Raw genomic sequence first — 19,134 nt, forward strand, 5'->3', positions numbered from 1 at the left:
TATCTGGCGGGCGTTACAACCTGAAACACTTTGTTACCGCGATGGCACGTCAATTCGCCCACAATGGCCTCAACGGTTTCAACACGGATGCGGTCTCGTGTGCCAAGTGTGAGCGGACGCGAAGCGCTGCGAGCCAGTCGGTCACGTACCGAAGCCCTTCCGAGGGGCATCCCTGTTGGAGTCGTTTCCGGCCCCCCGCCGGATCCGGTTTCATCTTTGGTCTCCTCGCGCTAACCCCGTAGCGTGTGGTTTTTAGCGGGCTAATAAGCCCGCTTTTTTTCGTCCATCGAAAACGCAACCGCCGCGCCGTCGACATGCGACGGCCCGCAGGCCGCCGCATTTTCCCGCCCGCCGAACCGTTTACGCGGTCTTCTGCACGTCGAGCTTCAGTTCGTCGATCATCCGCTCGCGCATTACGAACTTCTGCACTTTGCCCGTCACCGTCATCGGCAGCTCGTCGACGAACCGGATATAGCGCGGAATCTTGTAGTGCGCGATCTGCCCTTGGCAGAACGCGCGCACGTCGTCCTCGGTCATCTGCTCGTCCGCGCGCAGCACGATCCACGCGCACAGCTCCTCGCCATATTTGGGATCGGGCACGCCGAATACCTGTGCGCTCTGAATCTTGGGATGGCGGAACAGGAATTCCTCGATCTCGCGCGGATACACGTTCTCGCCGCCGCGGATCACCATGTCCTTCAGCCGGCCGACGATGTTGCAGTAGCCATCCGCGTCGAGCGTCGCCAGATCGCCCGTGTGCATCCAGCCGTCGATCAGCACTTCGCGCGTCTTCGCGTCGTCGTCCCAATAGCCGAGCATCACCGAATAACCCTTCGTGCACAGCTCGCCGGTCGCGCCGACCGGCACGATGTCGCCGTCCGGCCCGACGATCTTCACCTCCAGATGCGGCTGGATGCGGCCAACCGTCGTCGTGCGCTTCTCGAGCGGATCGTCGGTCGAACTCTGGAACGACACGGGGCTCGTCTCCGTCATTCCGTAGGCGATCGTGATCTCGGACAAATGCATCTGCGACACCACGCGCTTCATCGTCTCGATCGGACACGGCGAGCCTGCCATGATCCCGGTGCGCAGCGTCGACAGATCGAACTTCGCGAAGTCCGGATGATCGAGTTCGGCGATGAACATCGTCGGCACGCCGTGCAGCGCGGTGCAGCGTTCTTCGGCGACGGACGCGAGTGTCGCGACCGGGTCGAACGCTTCGCCGGGAAACACCATCGCCGCGCCCGTCGACACGCACGCGAGCACGGCTAGCACCATCCCGAAGCAGTGATACAGCGGCACGGGAATGCACAGCGCGTCCTGTTCGGTGAAGCACATCGCCATCGCGATCGAGCGCGCGTTATTGACGACGTTGCGGTGCGTGAGCGTCGCGCCCTTCGGATTGCCGGTCGTGCCGCTCGTGAACTGGATGTTGATCGGATCGGTCGATGCGAGCGTTGCACCGATTGCGTCGAGCCGTGCAGCGTCCAGCGTGTCGCGACCGCGCGCCATTACGTCCGCGAACCGGAACATCCCCGCTGGCGCCACATCGCCCATCGACACGATCGTGCGCAGGCTCGGCACGCGCGCCGCGTGCAGGTCGCCCGGCGCCGCGCTCGCGAGCTCCGGCGCGATCGTCTGCAGCATCTCGACGTACGCGGAGCTCTTGAAGCGCTCGGCCGCGATCACGGCCTTGCACCCGACCTTGTTCAGCGCGTATTCGAGTTCCGCAAGCCGGTACGCCGGGTTGATGTTGACGAGAATGGCGCCGATGCGTGCGGTCGCGAACTGCGTGAGCAGCCATTCGCTGCGGTTCGGCGACCAGATGCCGACGCGATCGCCCCGCCCGATCCCGAGCGCGGCGAGGCCGGCGGCCAGCACGTCGATCTCGTGCGCGAACTCGCGCCAGGTCCAACGCACCCGCTGTTCGCGGAATACGACGGCCGGTCGCTGCGGAAAGCGGTCGGCCGTGTCGAGCAGGAACCGGCTGATCGTCGCTTCGGATAGCGGCACGTCGGTCGCGCCGCGCACATACGACAGTCCGTTTTCGGGCGCGATCAGCGCCCCCTTGCCAAGGTCTGCTGCCATCGATGTCTCCGTCCGTTTTTGTCTGATCGGCTGCGACACGCGGCTCGCGCGTGCATTCGCGCCGCCGCGATCGCGTCGGCGCCCAGTTGAGCCGATGATGCCGCGCTCGGCTGACGACACTCTGACATCGAATCGCGGCCGACGGGAGAAATAGCACGACCGGACGATACGATGCCGCGCAACAAACGGACGAAATCGACGGGCGAAAAAAAAGCAGCCCGAAGGCTGCTTTCTTTCGCGGGATACGCGCGCGCGGCTCAGTGCCGGCTGCGAATCTTCGCGAGACGCTGGATCGCCTCGAGCTGCGCCATCGCGGTCGCGAGCTCGGATTGCGCCTTTGCGAGGTCGAGGTCCGACTTCGCGTTCTGCAGCGTTTCCTCGGCACGCTTGCGTGCTTCCTCGGCTTTCGCCGCGTCGAGGTCCTTGCCGCGGATCGCGGTATCGGCGAGCACCGTCACGGCACCCGGCTGCACTTCGAGAATGCCGCCTGCGACGAACACGAATTCGTCGTTGCCGCCCTCGACTTCGATGCGCACCGCACCCGGACGAATCCGCGTGATCAGCGGCGTGTGACCCGGCAGAATACCCAGCTCACCCGTTTCGCCCGGCAGCGCGACGAATTTCGCCTCGCCCGAGAAGATCTGCTCTTCCGCGCTGACGACGTCTACTTTGATGGTTGCCATATCGACTCCTGTCGACGAGTACGAACGCCGTGCGGCGCCTGTCCTCGTCCCATGCACGGCGGGTTGAGCGTATTGCGATCGGCGCGGGAGCCGGAATCAGCAGTTCGACTGTCGATCCCGACCCGGCCACGCCGGCGTGCTACTCACTCAAGCCCTTACTGGATCTTCTTGGCCTTTTCGAAGGCTTCGTCGATCGTGCCGACCATGTAGAACGCCTGTTCCGGCAGGTGGTCGCACTCGCCGTCGACGATCATCTTGAAGCCACGGATCGTTTCCTTCAGCGGCACGTACTTGCCCGGCGAACCCGTGAACACTTCAGCGACGTGGAACGGCTGCGACAGGAAACGCTGGATCTTACGCGCACGTGCGACCGACAGCTTGTCTTCCGGCGACAGTTCGTCCATGCCCAGAATCGCGATGATGTCGCGCAGTTCCTTGTAGCGCTGCAGCGTCTGCTGAACGCGACGGGTGATCGAGTAGTGCTCTTCACCGATCACGTTCGGGTCGATCTGGCGCGACGTCGAGTCGAGCGGGTCGACCGCCGGGTAGATACCCAGCGACGCGATGTCACGCGACAGAACGACGGTTGCGTCCAGGTGGCCGAAGGTCGTAGCCGGCGACGGGTCGGTCAAGTCGTCCGCAGGGACGTACACGGCCTGAACCGACGTAATCGAGCCCTTCTTCGTCGACGTGATGCGTTCCTGCAGCTTGCCCATTTCTTCAGCCAGCGTCGGCTGATAGCCCACTGCCGACGGCATACGGCCGAGCAGTGCCGACACTTCGGTACCGGCCAGCGTGAAACGGTAGATGTTGTCGACGAAGAACAGCACGTCGAGGCCTTCGTCACGGAAGTGCTCGGCCATCGTCAGGCCGGTCAGCGCGACGCGCAGACGGTTGCCCGGCGGCTCGTTCATCTGGCCGTACACCAGCGCGACCTTGTCGAGAACGTTCGAGTCCTTCATTTCGTGGTAGAAGTCGTTCCCTTCACGGGTACGCTCGCCCACGCCCGCGAACACGGAGTAACCGCCGTGCTCCTTCGCGATGTTGTTGATGAGCTCCATCATGTTGACGGTCTTGCCCACGCCGGCACCGCCGAACAGGCCGACCTTGCCGCCCTTTGCGAACGGGCAGATCAGGTCGATAACCTTGATACCCGTTTCGAGCAGTTCGGTCGACGGCGACAGTTCGTCGAACGCCGGAGCCTTCTGGTGGATCGAACGCGTCGTTTCGCTCTCGATCGGGCCGGCTTCGTCGATCGGACGGCCGAGCACGTCCATGATACGACCGAGGGTCGGCTTGCCGACCGGCACCGAAATCGGCTTTGCCGTGTTCTTCACGGTCAGGCCGCGGCGCAGGCCGTCGGATGCACCCAGACAGATGGTACGGACCACGCCGTCGCCCAGCTGCTGCTGGACTTCGAGCGTCAGTTCCGAGCCATCGAGAATGAGCGCGTCGTAGATCTTCGGCATGCTGTCGCGCGGGAATTCCACGTCGATAACGGCGCCGATGCACTGTACGATCTTGCCTTCTACCAAAGCAGCAGTACTCATCGCTTTTCCTTTAAATACCTGATTCTTTACTCGCGCAAAGGCGCAGTTGTCGTCCCGGGCGCGCGCTTAAACAGCGGCTGCGCCGCCGACGATCTCCGACAGTTCTTTCGTAATCGCGGCCTGGCGGCTCTTGTTGTACACGAGCTGCAGTTCGCTGATCACCGTCTTCGCGTTGTCGGACGCGGCCTTCATCGCGACCATGCGCGCCGATTGCTCGGACGCCATGTTTTCCGCGACGGCCTGGTACACCAGCGCCTCGACGTAACGCACGAGCAGTTCGTCGACGACTGCCTGCGCGTCCGGCTCGTAGATGTAGTCCCACGACGTGGCCGGCGTACCGTCATTGGCGTCGAAGTGGTCCGACGACAGCGGCAGCAGCTGCTCGATCACGGCTTCCTGCTTCATCGTGTTGATGAAGCGCGTGTAAGCGATATAGACCGCCGACAGCTTGCCTTCCGAGTACAAATCGAGCTGCGTCTTCACGGCGCCGATCAGCTTGTCCAGATGCGGGGTGTCGCCGAGGTGCACGACCTGCGACATCACCTTCGCGCCGAAGCGGTTCAGGAACCCGAGACCCTTGCCGCCGATTGCGGTGGCTTCGACCTTCTGGCCCTTCTCTTCCAGCTCCTTGAACTTCTGCACCGTCGCGCGCAGCACGTTGGTGTTCAGACCGCCGCAAAGACCCTTGTCCGTCGTGACGAGGATGATGCCGGCCGTCTGCGCGCCGTCGTTCGCCACCATGAACGGGTGGCGGTACTCCGGGTTCGCACGGCTCATGTGCGCGGCGATGGCACGGACCTTGTCCGCATACGGACGAGCGGCGCGCATGCGTTCCTGCGCGCGGCGCATCTTCGATGCGGCCACCATCTCCATCGCCTTCGTGATCTTGCGCGTGTTCTGCACGCTCTTGATCTTGCCGCGAATTTCCTTCATTCCAGCCATAGCTTGCTCCTTGACCGAAGCGGCGCGGGCGCATCACGCGGCCCGCGCGGCCTCAGTGTGTCACTCGCGGATCAATAGGCACCCGACTTCTTGAAGGATTCGATCGCCGCGCGCAGCGCGCCTTCGTCGTCCTTCGAGAGATCCTTGGTGTCTTCGATGCGCTTGATGAGGTCAGCGTGGCTGGTCTTCAGGTTGTCGCGCAGGCCCTTCTCGAACGACAGCACTTGCTTGACGTCGAGATCGTCGAGGTAGCCGTTGTTCGCGGCGTACAGCGACACGGCCAGTTCCCACACCTGCAGCGGCTGGTACTGCGGCTGCTTCAGCAGTTCCGTCACGCGGCGGCCGCGCTCGAGCTGCTTGCGGGTCGCTTCGTCGAGGTCCGACGCGAACTGCGCGAATGCGGCCAGTTCACGGTACTGCGCGAGGTCGGTACGGATACCGCCCGACAGCTTCTTCACGACCTTCGTCTGAGCCGCGCCACCGACGCGCGACACCGACACGCCGGCGTTGATTGCCGGGCGGATGCCTGCGTTGAACAGGTCGGTTTCCAGGAAGATCTGGCCGTCGGTAATCGAGATCACGTTCGTCGGAACGAACGCGGTCACGTCGCCAGCCTGCGTTTCGATGACCGGCAGTGCCGTCAGCGAGCCGCTCTTGCCCTTCACTTCGCCGTTCGTGAACTTCTCGACGTACTCTTCCGACACGCGAGCCGCACGCTCGAGCAGACGCGAGTGCAGATAGAACACGTCGCCCGGATATGCTTCACGGCCCGGCGGGCGGCGCAGCAGCAGCGAGATCTGACGGTATGCCCAAGCCTGCTTGGTCAAGTCGTCATAGATGATCAGCGCGTCCTGGCCGCGATCGCGGAAGTATTCGCCCATCGTGCAGCCGGCGTACGGTGCCAGGTACTGCATCGCAGCCGAATCCGACGCCGAAGCGGCGACGACGATCGTGTATTCGAGCGCGCCCGTTTCTTCGAGCTTGCGCACCACGTTCATGATCGACGAAGCCTTCTGGCCGATCGCGACGTAGATACAGATCAGGTCCTTGCCCTTCTGGTTGATGATCGCGTCGAGCGCCACCGCGGTCTTGCCGCACTGACGGTCGCCGATGATCAGCTCACGCTGGCCGCGGCCGATCGGCACCATCGCGTCGATCGACTTGATGCCCGTCTGCACCGGCTGCGACACCGACTTGCGCCAGATCACGCCCGGGGCGATCTTTTCGATCGCGTCGGTCAGCTTCGCGTTGACCGGGCCCTTGCCGTCGATCGGGTTGCCGAGCGCATCGACCACGCGGCCGACGAGTTCCGGACCGACCGGGACTTCGAGAATGCGGCCCGTCGTCTTGACGATGTCGCCTTCCGAAATGTGTTCGTATTCGCCGAGAATCACCGCGCCGACCGAGTCGCGCTCGAGGTTCAGCGCGAGGCCGAACGTGTTGCCCGGAAACTCGAGCATTTCGCCCTGCATCACGTCCGACAGGCCGTGGATGCGCACGATACCGTCGGTCACGGAGATCACGGTGCCCTGGTTGCGAACGTCTGCGCTCGCTTCAAGGCCCTGGATCCGGCTCTTGATCAGCTCGCTGATCTCAGAGGGATTGAGTTGCATTATTCGCTCCTGATAGTCAATTCTGTTGCGTGCCGGCGTGGCGCTCAGGCGGTCAACGCAGCCTGCATCGATGCGAGGCGCGCGCGAACCGAGGTGTCGAGCACTTCGTCGCCGACCGTCACGCGCACGCCGCCGATCAGCGACGAATCGACTTCGACCGTCGGCTTCAGCTTGCGCTTGAACTTGCGTTCGAGGCCCGAGACGAGGCTTTCGAGATCCGCGCCGTTCAGCGGGAACGCGCTCACGATCTCGGCGTCGGCTGCACCTTCACGTTCGTTCTTGAGCGCCTCGAACTGCTCGGCGATTTCCGACAGCAGCGCGATGCGATGATTGTCGACCAGCATCTGCACGAAGTTCTTCGCTTCGGCGCCAGCCGCGAGCGGCGACTTCACCGCAGCAAGCAGCAGCTCGGCCACTTGCGTGCGCGTCACCTTCGGGCTCGACGCGACCGACAGTACTTCCGGCAGACGCGCAACCTGGGCCAGCTCTTGCACGAGCGTGGACCAGGCGGCGATGTCACCTCCGTCGGCCACGCGGAACAGCGCTTCTGCGTAAGGGCGGGCGATGGTTGCAAGTTCGGCCATGATCAGAGCTCGGCTTTCAGTTGATTCAGCAGTTGGGCGTGGGCCGTTTGATCGACTTCGCGCTTCAGGATCTGCTCGGCGCCCTTCACGGCCAGCGCGGCGACTTCGCCACGCAGCGCTTCGCGCGCCTTCACGATTTGCTGTTCTGCTTCCGCTTTCGCCTGGGCGACGATGCGGGCGGCTTCAGCCTGGGCGTTGGCCTTGATTTCCTCGGCGACCGCCTGTGCACGCTTTTCAGCGTCGGCGATGCGCTGCTGGCCGTCATTGCGGGCCTGCGCGAGTTCCTGGTCCACGCGCTTGTGCGCTGCTTCGAGTTCCGCCTTGCCCTTCTCCGCGGCGGCGAGGCCGTCGGCGATCTTCTTCGAACGTTCGTCGAGGGCGTTGATCAACGGCGGCCACACGAATTTCATCGTGAACCACGCGAGGACCAGGAACACGACCATTTGCGCAAACAGAGTTGCGTTGAGATTCACGGTGTTTCCTTATCTGCTATTCCGGAAAAATGAAACGGTAAGGCGCTCATCGAGTTGCATTCGATCAGCGCCCCAAGTCTCCGTTCCGCCCTGCGCCGGCTCACGCCGGGCGCATATTTCCGAGGAACCTTAGCCTGCGAGCTTCGACAGGAGCGGGTTCGCGAACGCGAACAGCATTGCGACACCAACGCCGATCAGGAATGCAGCGTCGATCAGGCCGGCCAGCAGGAACATCTTCGTTTGCAGCGGGTTGATGAGTTCCGGCTGACGCGCGCAGGCTTCGATGTACTTGCCACCCATCAGCGCGATACCGATACAGGCGCCGATTGCACCCAGGCCGATGATGATGCCGATACCGATGGCGGTCAGACCCTGGATGTTGGCGATGTAAGCTTGCATGATCACTCCTTTGTGAAAAGACTTGGAACTGAGATTTAAAAAACTAAAACGGAAACTCTTTTTGCACGCCGCGCTTAGTGCTTGTCGTGCGCCTGGCCGAGATACACCAGCGTCAGCATCATGAAAATGAATGCCTGCAACAGAACAATCAGGATGTGGAAGATTGCCCAGACGCTGCCCGCGATCACATGACCAACGAAGCCGAGGAACGTTGCGTCGCCACCGAAGCTCCACATGCTGCCGAGCAGGGCGATCAACAGGAACAACAGCTCACCTGCGTACATGTTGCCGAACAGCCGCATGCCGAGGGAGACGGTCTTCGCGACGTATTCGACGATGTTCAGCGCGAGGTTCGGGATCCACAGCAGCGGGTGGCCGCCGAACGGCGCCGACAGCAGTTCATGCGCGAAACCGCCTGCGCCCTTGATCTTGATGCTGTAGTAGATCATCAGGACGAACACGCCGAGCGCGATGCCGAGCGTGCCGTTCAGGTCGGCCGTCGGGACGATGCGATGGTGGGAAATCACGTCCGACAGACCGAGCAGGCCGATCACGCGGCCCGGCAGGTCGACCGGCAGGAAGTCGAGGGAGTTCATCAGCGCGACCCACACGAAGACCGTGAGGGCGAGCGGTGCGATGAAGGTACGGTTGCCGTGGACGATGGCCTTCGACTGGTCTTCGACCATCTCGACGAGCATCTCGATCGCGCACTGGAAGCGGCCCGGCACGCCGGACGTCGCCTTGCGGGCGGCCAGACGCAGCAGGATGATCGTTACGATGCCGCACACGATCGACCAGAACAGCGTGTCGAGGTTCCAGACGTGAATGTCGAAAATCGACGTCTGATGCGAGGTGGAGAAGTTCTGCAAGTGGTGCGCAATGTACTCGGACGGATCCGGACCGCGCGTGCCTTCGCTAGCTGCCATATCGTTAATGCCACCCAAATTGTCGAAAATCGTTTTGCCCCGTTCCGCAATACGCTATTGCGGGAACGGGCCGGCGCGGTTCGTTGTCGAAACCGCACGCTGCTTGTTTTACCGCCAGGCCAGCGCGATCCAGTACGTCTTCAGCACGACGAGGTAGGTGACGAGGAGCGCCGGCCAGTGCACGCCGGCATAGCCGTACGCCACCGCGGCGAACATCCCGATCGTCACGCCGAGCTTCAGGGCTTCGCCCATCACCCAGCTCATCACGGTGGCCGAACCACCTGCCTTCAGTCGTGCCACGAACAACGCGCTTGGCACCCAGCCGATCGCCCCGCCCAGAAACGCGGACTGCGCAGCGGCACCCGGCGACTTTGAAAACAGCCACCACGCCAGCGTTGCAACCAGGGACAAGACCACCTGCGCGATCACCACTTTGTACGGCGTCACGCGCGACGGCTTGCTCACGTTCGGACCGAACAGCCTCTCGGCTTCCGTCCGCGTGAGCGGAACGATGTTGTTATCTTGCTGCTCGGCATCCCAGTCGTCGCCATCGGATTCGCGCCGCTCGCCGGCCGCTGAAGCGGTGCGTTGCGTTCGGTGATCATCGTGCCTGTCGTTCGGCGCCTGACCCGCCATCGCAATCTTCCGCAAAATCCTTGAACCCGGCCCCAAGCTTTCCGAAAGCTTTCAGGGGTGCCTAGCTAACAAATCCGGGCGATTGTAAGCGATAGTTGCAAGTGATTCAAGGCTTTAGACGCGACAAAAACCTGTGTAAAACGACGCCTCATCATGTGAAAAACGCGCGAATCAACGACGTACGATGACAGTTGTAAGGTCGAGGTTTTGCTCCGCCATTTCCGGCACGGAAAAGTGCGTCGGCAACGAAATCGCGTGACATCGATGCCTGGTGCGGGCGCACCGTTCGCGACGCAATTGCGACAGGAAAGCTGCTGTGACGCAGTGACGGAAAAGAGGCCGGCACGACGATGCGAAACGGAGGCTGCGCTGTGGTCATCGCGCGAACGCGACGCGCCGACGTCGCGAATCAGTTGTTGTGCCGCCACAGAAGATCGACTGTGATGCGCGGCACTTATCAACAGCCGCTGCATTGTGACGATCGCGATTGCCGCGCACGGCCCGCCCCGCTCGCCGTAGCCGTAGCCGTAGCCGTAGCCGCAGCCGCAGCCGCAGCTGAGTGCTGAGTGCTGAGTGCTGAGTGCTGAGTGCTGAGTGCTGAGTGCTGAGTGCTGAGTGCTGAGTGCTGAGTGCTGAGTGCTGAGTGCTGAGTGCTGAGTGCCGAGTGCCGAGTGCCGAGTGCCGCTCAAGCGTGAGCGAGCAACCACGCGCCCAGTGCCGCACTCGCGAGCGCGAATGGAATCGACACCGCGTGAAACGGCAGCCACATCCGCGGCTCCTTCGCGAGACGCACCGCGATCAGGTTCGCGAGCGAGCCGATCGCGAAACCGAAGCCGCCAACCGATACACCGAATGCGAGCGCGCGCCAGTCGTGCGTGAATTCCGACAGCAGGATCGCTGCCGGGACGTTGCTGATGCCCTGTGACAGCACCGCGCCGGCGGCATAGACGCGTAGCGGCGAGTCGAGTTGCGCGTGTGCAATCGTGTCGTGCACGACCGGCAATGCGGCCGCGCTGCGCAACACGACGAACATCAGCACGAAGATCAACAGGAGCAGCCAGTCGATCTTCAGCACTGCATCACGTTTCGCCAGGAGCAGCGCGATCCCGACGGCGATCAGGCCCGGCCCCGGATGGTGGGCGTCCGCGAGCAGCACGAATGCGGCGAACAGCACCGCCGCAAGCAGCGCGTGCATGCGTTGCACGCGTACGATCTCGACGTCGCCCGAAAGATCGAGCGGCTTCGCGCGAAACGCACAGGCCGTCAGCACAAGCAGCAGCGCCATCAGCGCCAGCGCGAGCGGCCCGAGCGTGACCACGAAGCGGCCGAACGACACGCCGCTCAATTGCCACAGGAACAGGTTCTGCGGATTGCCGAGGGGCGTCGCGACGGAGCCCGCGTTGACCGCGAGCGCGACGACGATGACGAGCCGCCGGAACGGCAGCGGCGTCAACGCGCGCAGCGACACCATCAGCGGCACCACGACGAACAGCGCAACGTCGTTGGTGAGCCACATCGAGAGTACCGCCGAGAACACGACGAGCAACATCGCGAGCCCGCGCTCCGAATGCACGTGATGCACGATGCGATGCGCGAGCCACATCAGGCAACCAGACAGCTCCAGCGCCTTCGTCAGCATCAACAGACCCGCGAGTGTCGCAACCGTCTGCCAGTCCACGAGCGCGGTCAATGCGGCGATTGGTTGCGGACGCAACCATTGAAGAAGAATCAGCGCAACTGCGAGCACCGTGAGCACCGGCTCCTTCGCAAGCCAACCGAGCCACCGGCGCGGCGCCGGCGCGCCCGTACGTTCCATCGATTGCGCCTCTTTACTCTTCAGTCGCGACGTTGCCGCGCAGGCGCGCGAGAATGCCCTCGAGCGCGTCGAGGTTGCCGAAGTCGATCATCACCTGCCCTCGCCCACGACGGCCGAGTTTGATTTTCACCGTCGATGCGAGGAGGTCGGACAGTTCTTCCTCGAGACGGCGCGTATCGCGGCCGCCGTCATCCTTCGCGCGCGCCTTCACGGCCGGCGCTTCCTTCGTCGTGTGCGCGACCAGCTTCTCGGTCTCGCGGACCGACATGCGCTTGTTGACGACCTGGTGCGCGAGCGTGATCTGCGTCGCCGCATCGACCGCGAGCAGCGCACGCGCATGCCCCATGTCGAGATCGCCGGCGAGCAGCATCGTCTGCACCGGCGATGCGAGATTCAGCAGGCGCAGCAGGTTCGACACCGCGCTGCGCGAGCGGCCGACCGACTCCGCGGCCTGTTCGTGCGTGAAACCGAATTCGTCGAGCAGACGCTGGATGCCGTGCGCCTCTTCCAGCGGGTTCAGGTCCTCGCGCTGGATGTTCTCGATCAGCGCCATGGCGGCGGCGGCCTGATCGGACACGTCCTTCACCAGCACCGGCACTTCGTCGAGCCCCGCTAGGCGCGCTGCGCGGAAGCGCCGCTCGCCCGCGATGATCTCGTATTTGTCAGACGAAATGGGCCGCACCAGGATCGGCTGCATCACACCTTGTGCGCGGATGCTGGCCGCCAGTTCCTGCAGGCTGCCCTCGTCCATTCGGGTACGCGGCTGATATTTGCCGGCCTGCAGCTTGCCGAGCGCGAGCGTGTTCGGCGCGCCTTCGATCTTCACCGCTTCGGTGATGTCCGCACTGCCGCCGAGCAGCGCCTCGAGGCCACGTCCCAAGCCCTTCTTCTTTGGTACCGCGTTCATGTCTTTCTTCCTCGCTTCGCTCATGTCCGGATCACGACACCTCGAACGCGCGCACGCGATCGATCATCTCGGCGCCGAACTGCAGATAGGCCTGCGCACCACGCGAGTTACGGTCGAACACGACGCCCGGCAACCCGTAACTCGGCGCTTCCGCGAGGCGCACGTTGCGCGGAATCACCGCGTCGAACACCTTGTCGCCGAAGTGCGCTTTCAATTGATCGGAGACTTGCTGCTGGAGCGTAATGCGCGGATCGAACATCACGCGCAGCAAGCCGATGATCTTCAGATCGCGGTTCATGTTCGCGTGAACCTGCTTGATCGTGTTGACGAGATCCGACAGCCCTTCGAGCGCGAAGTACTCGCACTGCATCGGAATCACGACCCCGTGCGCCGCGCACAGGCCGTTCAGCGTCAGCAGCGACAGCGTCGGCGGGCAGTCGATCAGCACGAAGTCGTAATCGTCGGCCACACGCTCCAGTGCGGCTTTCAGCCGCCGTTCGCGGTTGTCGATGCTGATCAGCTCGATCTCGGCACCGGACAACTCGCGGTTGGCCGGCAGCACGTCGTACGTGACGCCGTCCGGGCGCACTCGCGCGTCCGAGATCGATACGCCGTCGACCAGCACTTCGTACACGGTTGACTCGCAAGCGGCTTTGTCGATCCCGCTGCCCATCGTCGCGTTGCCCTGCGGGTCGAGATCGATCAGCAGGACTCGTTGCTCCTGCGCTGCAAGGCTCGCGGCGAGATTGACCGATGTCGTCGTCTTGCCGACGCCCCCCTTCTGGTTCGCAACGCAGAAGATCTTTGCCATCGTTGGTGTGTTCCCTTTACCTTCAAACAAACGACGCGCCATCGCGCGCCTTCAATTCGCGTCGTCGACGATAACCTCGATCAGATGCCGTTCGGCATCGAGCATCGGTACCGCCAGCCGGATCGTCTGCTTCACGTGGCTGCCTTCTGGCAGGCGCGCAATTTCATCGTCCGGGTGGACACCCTTCATCGCCCAGATCGATCCACCGGGCGCGACGAGATGTCGAGCAAGTTTAACGAAGTCGGATAGATCCGCGAAAGCGCGGGATACGATCATGTCGAATTTTTCCGGCACTTCGACACCCGGCTGCAGCGATTCGACACGCCCGGTGACGATCGACAGGTTCGCGAGCTTCAACTCCGCGCGCATTTGTGTCTGGAATGCAGATTTTTTCTGCACGATATCGTTCAGCGTCACCTGCCAGTCCGGCTGTACGATCGCCAGTACGATGCCGGGCAATCCGCCGCCCGAGCCGACGTCGAGCACGCGAGCCGACGCCCGGCCGCGCAGATGCGGAACGATCGACAGCGAATCGAGAATGTGCTGGATCAGCATCTGCTTCGGGTCGCGGATCGCGGTCAGGTTGTAGACCGCGTTCCACTTACCGAGGAGCGCCACATAGTCGAGCAATTGGCCGCGTTGTGCTTCCGTCAATGCAACGTCGAGGGCGGCCGTGCCGTCGACGAGCATCTGTTCAAGTACGTCCCGATTAACCGCCGGCGCGCGACGCGCCGTCATTGTTGCGTCGGGACGGCGCCGTCCCCCTGCGCGGTGGCCTCTGCGGCATTGCCGTTGCGACGGCCCAGCCCGCGGCGCTTCAGATGCACCATCAGCAGCGAGATCGCGGCCGGCGTAACACCCGAGATCCGCGATGCCTGCCCGATCGTTTCCGGCCGGAACTCGTTGAGCTTCTGGCTCACCTCGAAAGACAATCCACGCACCTCACGGTAATCGATCCCGTCAGGCAGACGTGTGTTCTCGTTCGCATCATTGCGCTCGATCTCGTTCGCCTGGCGCTCGATATAGCCCTGATACTTGATGCCGATCTCGACCTGCTCCTTGATCTGCTCAAGCAGGACCGGATCGTCCGCCAGCGGCTCGACGGGGCCGCACTCGCCGCCCTTCAACCCGCATACGCCGTCGTAACTGATGCCCGGACGGCGCAGCAATTCGGCGAGACTGTATTCGTGGTCGATCGCCTTGCCGAGCAGCGCGGTCGCCTCTTCCGGCGGCAGTGTCTTTGGCGTGACCCACGTGGACTTCAGCCGTTCGGTTTCACGTGAAACAGCGTCACGCTTCCGGCTGAATGCGTCCCAACGCGCGTCGTCGACCAGCCCGAGTTCTCGGCCGATCTCCGTCAGGCGCATGTCCGCATTGTCCTCCCGCAGGCTCAGCCGGTATTCGGCGCGGCTCGTGAACATCCGGTAAGGCTCGGCCACACCGCGGGTGACGAGGTCGTCGACCAGCACGCCCAGGTACGCTTGGTCACGGCGCGGGCACCACGCTTCCTTCTCCTGCACGTAACGGCCGGCGTTCAGGCCGGCCAGCAGCCCTTGCGCAGCCGCTTCCTCGTAGCCCGTCGTGCCGTTGATCTGGCCCGCAAAGAACAGGCCGTTGATCGCCTTCGTTTCAAGCGACGCCTTCAGCGCGCGCGGATCGAAGTAGTCGTATTCAATCGCATAGCCCGGACGCAAGATGTGCGCGTTCTCGAGGCCGCGCATCGAATGCACGAGCTCGAGTTGCACGTCGAACGGCAGGCTCGTCGAGATCCCATTCGGGTAGAACTCGTTGGTCGTCAGCCCTTCCGGCTCGAGGAAGATCTGGTGCGATTCTTTCGATGCGAACCGGTGGATCTTGTCCTCGATCGATGGACAGTAACGGGGGCCGACGCCTTCGATTACGCCCGTATACATCGGCGAACGGTCGAGACCGCCGCGAATGATGTCGTGCGTACGCTCGTTCGTATGCGTGACCCAGCATGGCAGCTGCTGCGGATGCTGCTCCGCGCGGCCCAGGAAAGAGAACACGGGAATCGGATCGAGGTCGCCCGGCTGCTCGTCGAGCTTTGAGAAGTCGATCGTGCGGCCGTCGATACGCGGCGGCGTCCCCGTCTTCAAGCGGCCCTGCGGCAGCTTCAGCTCCTTCAGGCGCGACGACAGCGACACGGCCGCCGGATCGCCCGCGCGGCCGCCCGTGTAATTGTTCAAGCCAACGTGGATCTTGCCATCGAGGAACGTACCGGCCGTCAGCACCACCGCGCGCGCGCGGAAGCGGATGCCGATCTGCGTGACAGCACCGACCACACGGTCGCCCTCAACCATCAGATCATCGACTGCCTGCTGGAACAGCCAGAGATTCGGTTGATTTTCGAGCCGGTGGCGGATCGCAGCTTTGTACAGGATGCGGTCCGCCTGCGCGCGCGTCGCACGCACGGCCGGGCCCTTCGACGAGTTCAGGATCCGGAACTGAATACCGCTCTCATCGGTCGCGGCAGCCATCGCACCGCCAAGCGCGTCGACTTCCTTGACCAGATGGCCCTTGCCAATGCCGCCGATCGACGGATTGCAGCTCATCTGCCCGAGCGTTTCGATGTTATGGGTCAGCAGCAGTGTCTTCGCGCCCATACGCGCGGAGGCCAGCGCAGCCTCCGTGCCGGCGTGCCCGCCACCGACGACGATGACGTCAAATTCTGTGGGAAAAAGCATGGTGGATTCCGCGCGCAGGGGTGCGCACGAACCTATCAGAGAAATGTATGGGCCGAATTATAGCGGGTTCGCTTTTCACTCGAAGACCGTCCGATTGGTAGGGTGCGTACGTTCAGACGTTTTTTCGGCCGAATGGCCGAGTTCGGCCCCTACCAACCAGCTGAGCCGGCACCGTCTACCACCGCTCCCGATATCGCGATCCGTGTTGCCGAGCGCAACGGGTTTGCATAATCACAGTCTTTTCGATGGGTATCCCGGCACTTATCCCCTGTGACCCGCCTTCGGCCGGGCGATAGGATGATTCCGCCCCGCAACGCGGCCCCTTCACTCACAGTGCTCGCGCTGTGCAATCCGGCATTTATCCCCGGGCGCTCACCAAACATCGGCATGCTGCCGGAAACAAAAACGGCGTGTTTCACGTGAAACACGCCGTCCGTTGCCACCGACTACGCGGCAATCAAGCCGTTTTCTTAGCGAGTCCGAGGTACGTCTCGATCACCTGTGGATTCTGTGCCAGTTCGGCCGCGGGCCCCTCGAGCGCGAATTCGCCGGTTTCCAGCACATAGCCGTAGTCCGAGATCTGCAATGCGGCCCGCGCGTTCTGCTCGATCAGCAGCGTCGCGACGCCCGTGCCGCGCAGCGCGCTAATGATATGAAAGATCTCCTTCACGATCAGCGGTGCAAGCCCCAGGCTTGGCTCGTCGAGCATCAGCAAGTCCGGCTTGCCCATCAGCGCGCGACCGACCGCAAGCATTTGCCGTTCGCCGCCCGACAGCGTGCCGGCCGCCTGCTTGCGCCGCTCCTTCAGCCGCGGAAACAGCGCAAACACGTGATCGAGTTGATCGAGAAAGTTCGATTCTCCGGCGACTTTGCGCCGATATGCGCCGAGCACGAGGTTGTCTTCGACCGTCATCGTGCTGAACAACTCCCGCTTTTCCGGGACGAGGCACATTCCGCGTGCAACGCGCTGCTCGATCGGCAGCGGGCTCACGTCGTGGCCACGGTACACCACGGCGCCGGACGCGTGCCCGGTCACCGGCAGCGCACCCATGATCGCGTTCAGCAGCGTCGACTTGCCGGCTCCGTTCGGGCCAATCACGCTGACGATCTGACCCGCGCCGACCTTGATCGCAGCGCCGTGCAACGCCTCCACTTTCCCGTATCGGACCGCCAGTCCGCGCACCTCGAGAATCGGCATCGTTGTGTCCGCCATTACTCCACCCCGCCCAGGTACGCCTCGAGCACGGCCGGATCCTGCTGCACGTCGTGCGGCAACCCCTCGGCAATGCGCGTGCCGAACTCCATCACGACCAGCCGGTCGGTGAGATTCATCACGAAATCCATGTCATGTTCCACGAGCAACACGCTCATTCCTTCGCCTTTGAGCCGCCGCAGCAGGTCAGCGAGCTGTTGTTTTTCCTGGTAGCGCAGGCCGGCGGCCGGCTCGTCGAGCAACAGCAGCGTCGGGTCGCAACACAGTGCGCGCGCGATTTCGACGATCCGCTGTTGGCCGAGCGCGAGGCTGCCCGCTTCGTCGTACATGTGTTTTTCCAGCCCGACACGGCGGATCTGCCGCGCCGCTTCGGCCAGCAACTGCGCTTCCTCGCGCGCATTGAGTCGTGCGACGCTGCGCCACACGCCGGTACGGCCGCGCAGATGCGCGCCGATCGCGACGTTCTCGAGCACCGTCATCGTCGGCAGCAGTTTCACGTGCTGGAACGTGCGGCCGATTCCGCGCCGGACGATCTGCCGCGACGTGAGCCCGTCAATTCGCTCACCGCGAAACGTGATGGTGCCGCCCGTCGGCCGCAGCACGCCGGTCACGAGGTTGAACGTCGTGGACTTGCCGGCACCGTTCGGACCGATCAGCCCGATGATCTGCCCCGCTTTCACGTCGAAGCTGACATCGTTGACGGCCACCAGGCCCCCAAACTGCTTGCGTGCGTTATCGACGACGAGCAGCGGTTCACCTGCGACCGGCTTCGGCCGTTGCGGCAGCGGATCCGCACGATCGGGCACATGTGCGCGCGGCCCGCGCGGAAACAGCTTCGCGACGAACGGCCACACGCCCTGCCGCGCATACTGCAGCAGCAGTACCATCAGCACGCCGAACACGATGATCTCGAAGTTGCCTTCGGAGCCGAGCAGTTTCGGCAGCAGCGTCTGCAGGTAGTCCTGCAGCACCGTGAGGATCGCCGCGCCGAGCACCGCGCCCCATACGTGGGACACCCCGCCGACCACGGCCATGAACAGGAATTCGATCCCGTGGTTCAGACCGAACGGGGTCGGGTTCACCGCGCGCTGCAGGTGCGCATACAGGAAGCCCGACACCGCCGCGAGGACCGCCGCATAGACGAAGATCACGACGCGCATCCACGCGGTGTTCACGCCCATTGCTTCGGCCATCACGCCGCCGCCGCGCAGCGCACGGATTGCGCGGCCAGGCCGGCTGTTGAGCAGGTTCTGCACCGACACGATCGCGGCGAGCACGACGGCCCAGATCAGGAAATACAAGCTGCGACCGCTTCCGAGCTCGATACCGAACAGGTTCAGCGCCGGAATCCCGTTGATCCCGTCGTACTTGCCGAGCAGTTCGAGATTCCCGAACAGATAGAACAGCGCAAGGCCCCACGCGATCGTGCCGAGTGGCAGGAAGTGCCCCGACAGGCGCATCGTCACCGCGCCGAGCACAAGCGCGACCAGCGCCGTCAACACGACGCCGACGACAAGCGCGAGCCACGGCGACACGCCGTAGCGCGTCGTCAGGAACGCGGTCGCGTACGCGCCGACGCCGACGAACGCAGCCTGTCCGAAGCTCGTCATCCCGCCGACGCCCGTCAGCAGCACGAGCCCGATCGCGACGATCGCGTAGAGGCCGATGTAGTTGAGCAGCGTGATCCAGTATTCGGGCACCTGCAGCGCGCCGGGCAACACGGGCAGCGCGAACAGCACCACGAGAAACAGCCAGAAGGTCTTGTTGCGTACGATCGTCTTCATCGTG

At 63.5% G+C, this 19,134-nt stretch carries 17 protein-coding genes; all 17 read right to left on the reverse strand.

The annotated features are described in order from the left end of the window. Positions 1–360: 360 nt before the first annotated feature. Positions 361–2,088, reverse strand: coding sequence for an AMP-binding protein (locus WK25_RS02155; protein ID WP_069241913.1), 1,728 nt, complete (start codon positions 2,086–2,088; stop codon positions 361–363). A gap of 257 nt (positions 2,089–2,345) precedes the next feature. After that, a complete protein-coding gene (locus WK25_RS02160) occupies positions 2,346–2,771 on the reverse strand; it encodes a F0F1 ATP synthase subunit epsilon (RefSeq protein ID WP_006477288.1) in 426 nt (141 codons plus the stop codon). 155 nt (positions 2,772–2,926) lie between these two features. Continuing rightward, positions 2,927–4,321, reverse strand: a complete 1,395-nt coding sequence (atpD, locus tag WK25_RS02165) for a F0F1 ATP synthase subunit beta (RefSeq protein WP_031397079.1) — start codon at positions 4,319–4,321, stop codon at positions 2,927–2,929. Between the two features lie 66 nt (positions 4,322–4,387). Further along, a complete protein-coding gene (gene atpG / locus WK25_RS02170) occupies positions 4,388–5,263 on the reverse strand; it encodes a F0F1 ATP synthase subunit gamma (RefSeq protein ID WP_040142777.1) in 876 nt (291 codons plus the stop codon). A 71-nt stretch (positions 5,264–5,334) separates the two neighbouring features. Then, entirely contained in the window at positions 5,335–6,876 is a 1,542-nt protein-coding gene (atpA, locus tag WK25_RS02175; RefSeq protein ID WP_040142775.1) for a F0F1 ATP synthase subunit alpha, read from the reverse strand. A gap of 44 nt (positions 6,877–6,920) precedes the next feature. Further along, positions 6,921–7,460, reverse strand: coding sequence for a F0F1 ATP synthase subunit delta (locus WK25_RS02180; protein WP_069240926.1), 540 nt, complete (start codon positions 7,458–7,460; stop codon positions 6,921–6,923). A 2-nt stretch (positions 7,461–7,462) separates the two neighbouring features. Beyond that, entirely contained in the window at positions 7,463–7,933 is a 471-nt protein-coding gene (locus WK25_RS02185) for a F0F1 ATP synthase subunit B (protein ID WP_006401466.1), read from the reverse strand. Between the two features lie 129 nt (positions 7,934–8,062). After that, positions 8,063–8,332, reverse strand: a complete 270-nt coding sequence (atpE, locus tag WK25_RS02190; RefSeq protein WP_006482730.1) for a F0F1 ATP synthase subunit C — start codon at positions 8,330–8,332, stop codon at positions 8,063–8,065. A 74-nt stretch (positions 8,333–8,406) separates the two neighbouring features. After that, positions 8,407–9,258: a F0F1 ATP synthase subunit A gene (atpB, locus tag WK25_RS02195; RefSeq protein WP_034209647.1), complete on the reverse strand. Its 852-nt coding sequence runs from the start codon at positions 9,256–9,258 to the stop codon at positions 8,407–8,409. Positions 9,259–9,366: 108 nt separating this feature from the next. Then, positions 9,367–9,894, reverse strand: a complete 528-nt coding sequence (locus tag WK25_RS02200) for an ATP synthase subunit I (RefSeq protein WP_069240927.1) — start codon at positions 9,892–9,894, stop codon at positions 9,367–9,369. A gap of 685 nt (positions 9,895–10,579) precedes the next feature. After that, positions 10,580–11,710 (reverse strand): SLC13 family permease, encoded by a 1,131-nt coding sequence (locus WK25_RS02205; RefSeq protein ID WP_069240928.1) that lies wholly within the window; start codon positions 11,708–11,710, stop codon positions 10,580–10,582. Between the two features lie 13 nt (positions 11,711–11,723). Then, positions 11,724–12,617 carry a ParB/RepB/Spo0J family partition protein gene (locus WK25_RS02210; protein ID WP_034183983.1) on the reverse strand — a complete coding sequence of 298 codons (894 nt, stop codon included), beginning with the start codon at positions 12,615–12,617 and terminating at the stop codon, positions 11,724–11,726. Positions 12,618–12,648: 31 nt separating this feature from the next. Continuing rightward, a complete protein-coding gene (locus WK25_RS02215) occupies positions 12,649–13,428 on the reverse strand; it encodes a ParA family protein (RefSeq protein ID WP_040142767.1) in 780 nt (259 codons plus the stop codon). A 51-nt stretch (positions 13,429–13,479) separates the two neighbouring features. Continuing rightward, positions 13,480–14,166 (reverse strand): 16S rRNA (guanine(527)-N(7))-methyltransferase RsmG, encoded by a 687-nt coding sequence (rsmG, locus tag WK25_RS02220; protein ID WP_040142765.1) that lies wholly within the window; start codon positions 14,164–14,166, stop codon positions 13,480–13,482. After that, positions 14,163–16,133 (reverse strand): tRNA uridine-5-carboxymethylaminomethyl(34) synthesis enzyme MnmG, encoded by a 1,971-nt coding sequence (mnmG, locus tag WK25_RS02225; RefSeq protein ID WP_059548105.1) that lies wholly within the window; start codon positions 16,131–16,133, stop codon positions 14,163–14,165. Before mnmG ends, rsmG begins: the two co-directional genes overlap by 4 nt. A gap of 457 nt (positions 16,134–16,590) precedes the next feature. Beyond that, positions 16,591–17,346, reverse strand: coding sequence for an ABC transporter ATP-binding protein (locus WK25_RS02230; RefSeq protein WP_040142760.1), 756 nt, complete (start codon positions 17,344–17,346; stop codon positions 16,591–16,593). Beyond that, positions 17,346–19,130 carry an ABC transporter permease subunit gene (locus WK25_RS02235; RefSeq protein ID WP_069240929.1) on the reverse strand — a complete coding sequence of 595 codons (1,785 nt, stop codon included), beginning with the start codon at positions 19,128–19,130 and terminating at the stop codon, positions 17,346–17,348. Before WK25_RS02235 ends, WK25_RS02230 begins: the two co-directional genes overlap by 1 nt. Positions 19,131–19,134: the final 4 nt, after the last annotated feature.

The sequence above is a fragment of the Burkholderia latens genome (assembly GCF_001718795.1).
Classification (GTDB): domain Bacteria; phylum Pseudomonadota; class Gammaproteobacteria; order Burkholderiales; family Burkholderiaceae; genus Burkholderia; species Burkholderia latens_A.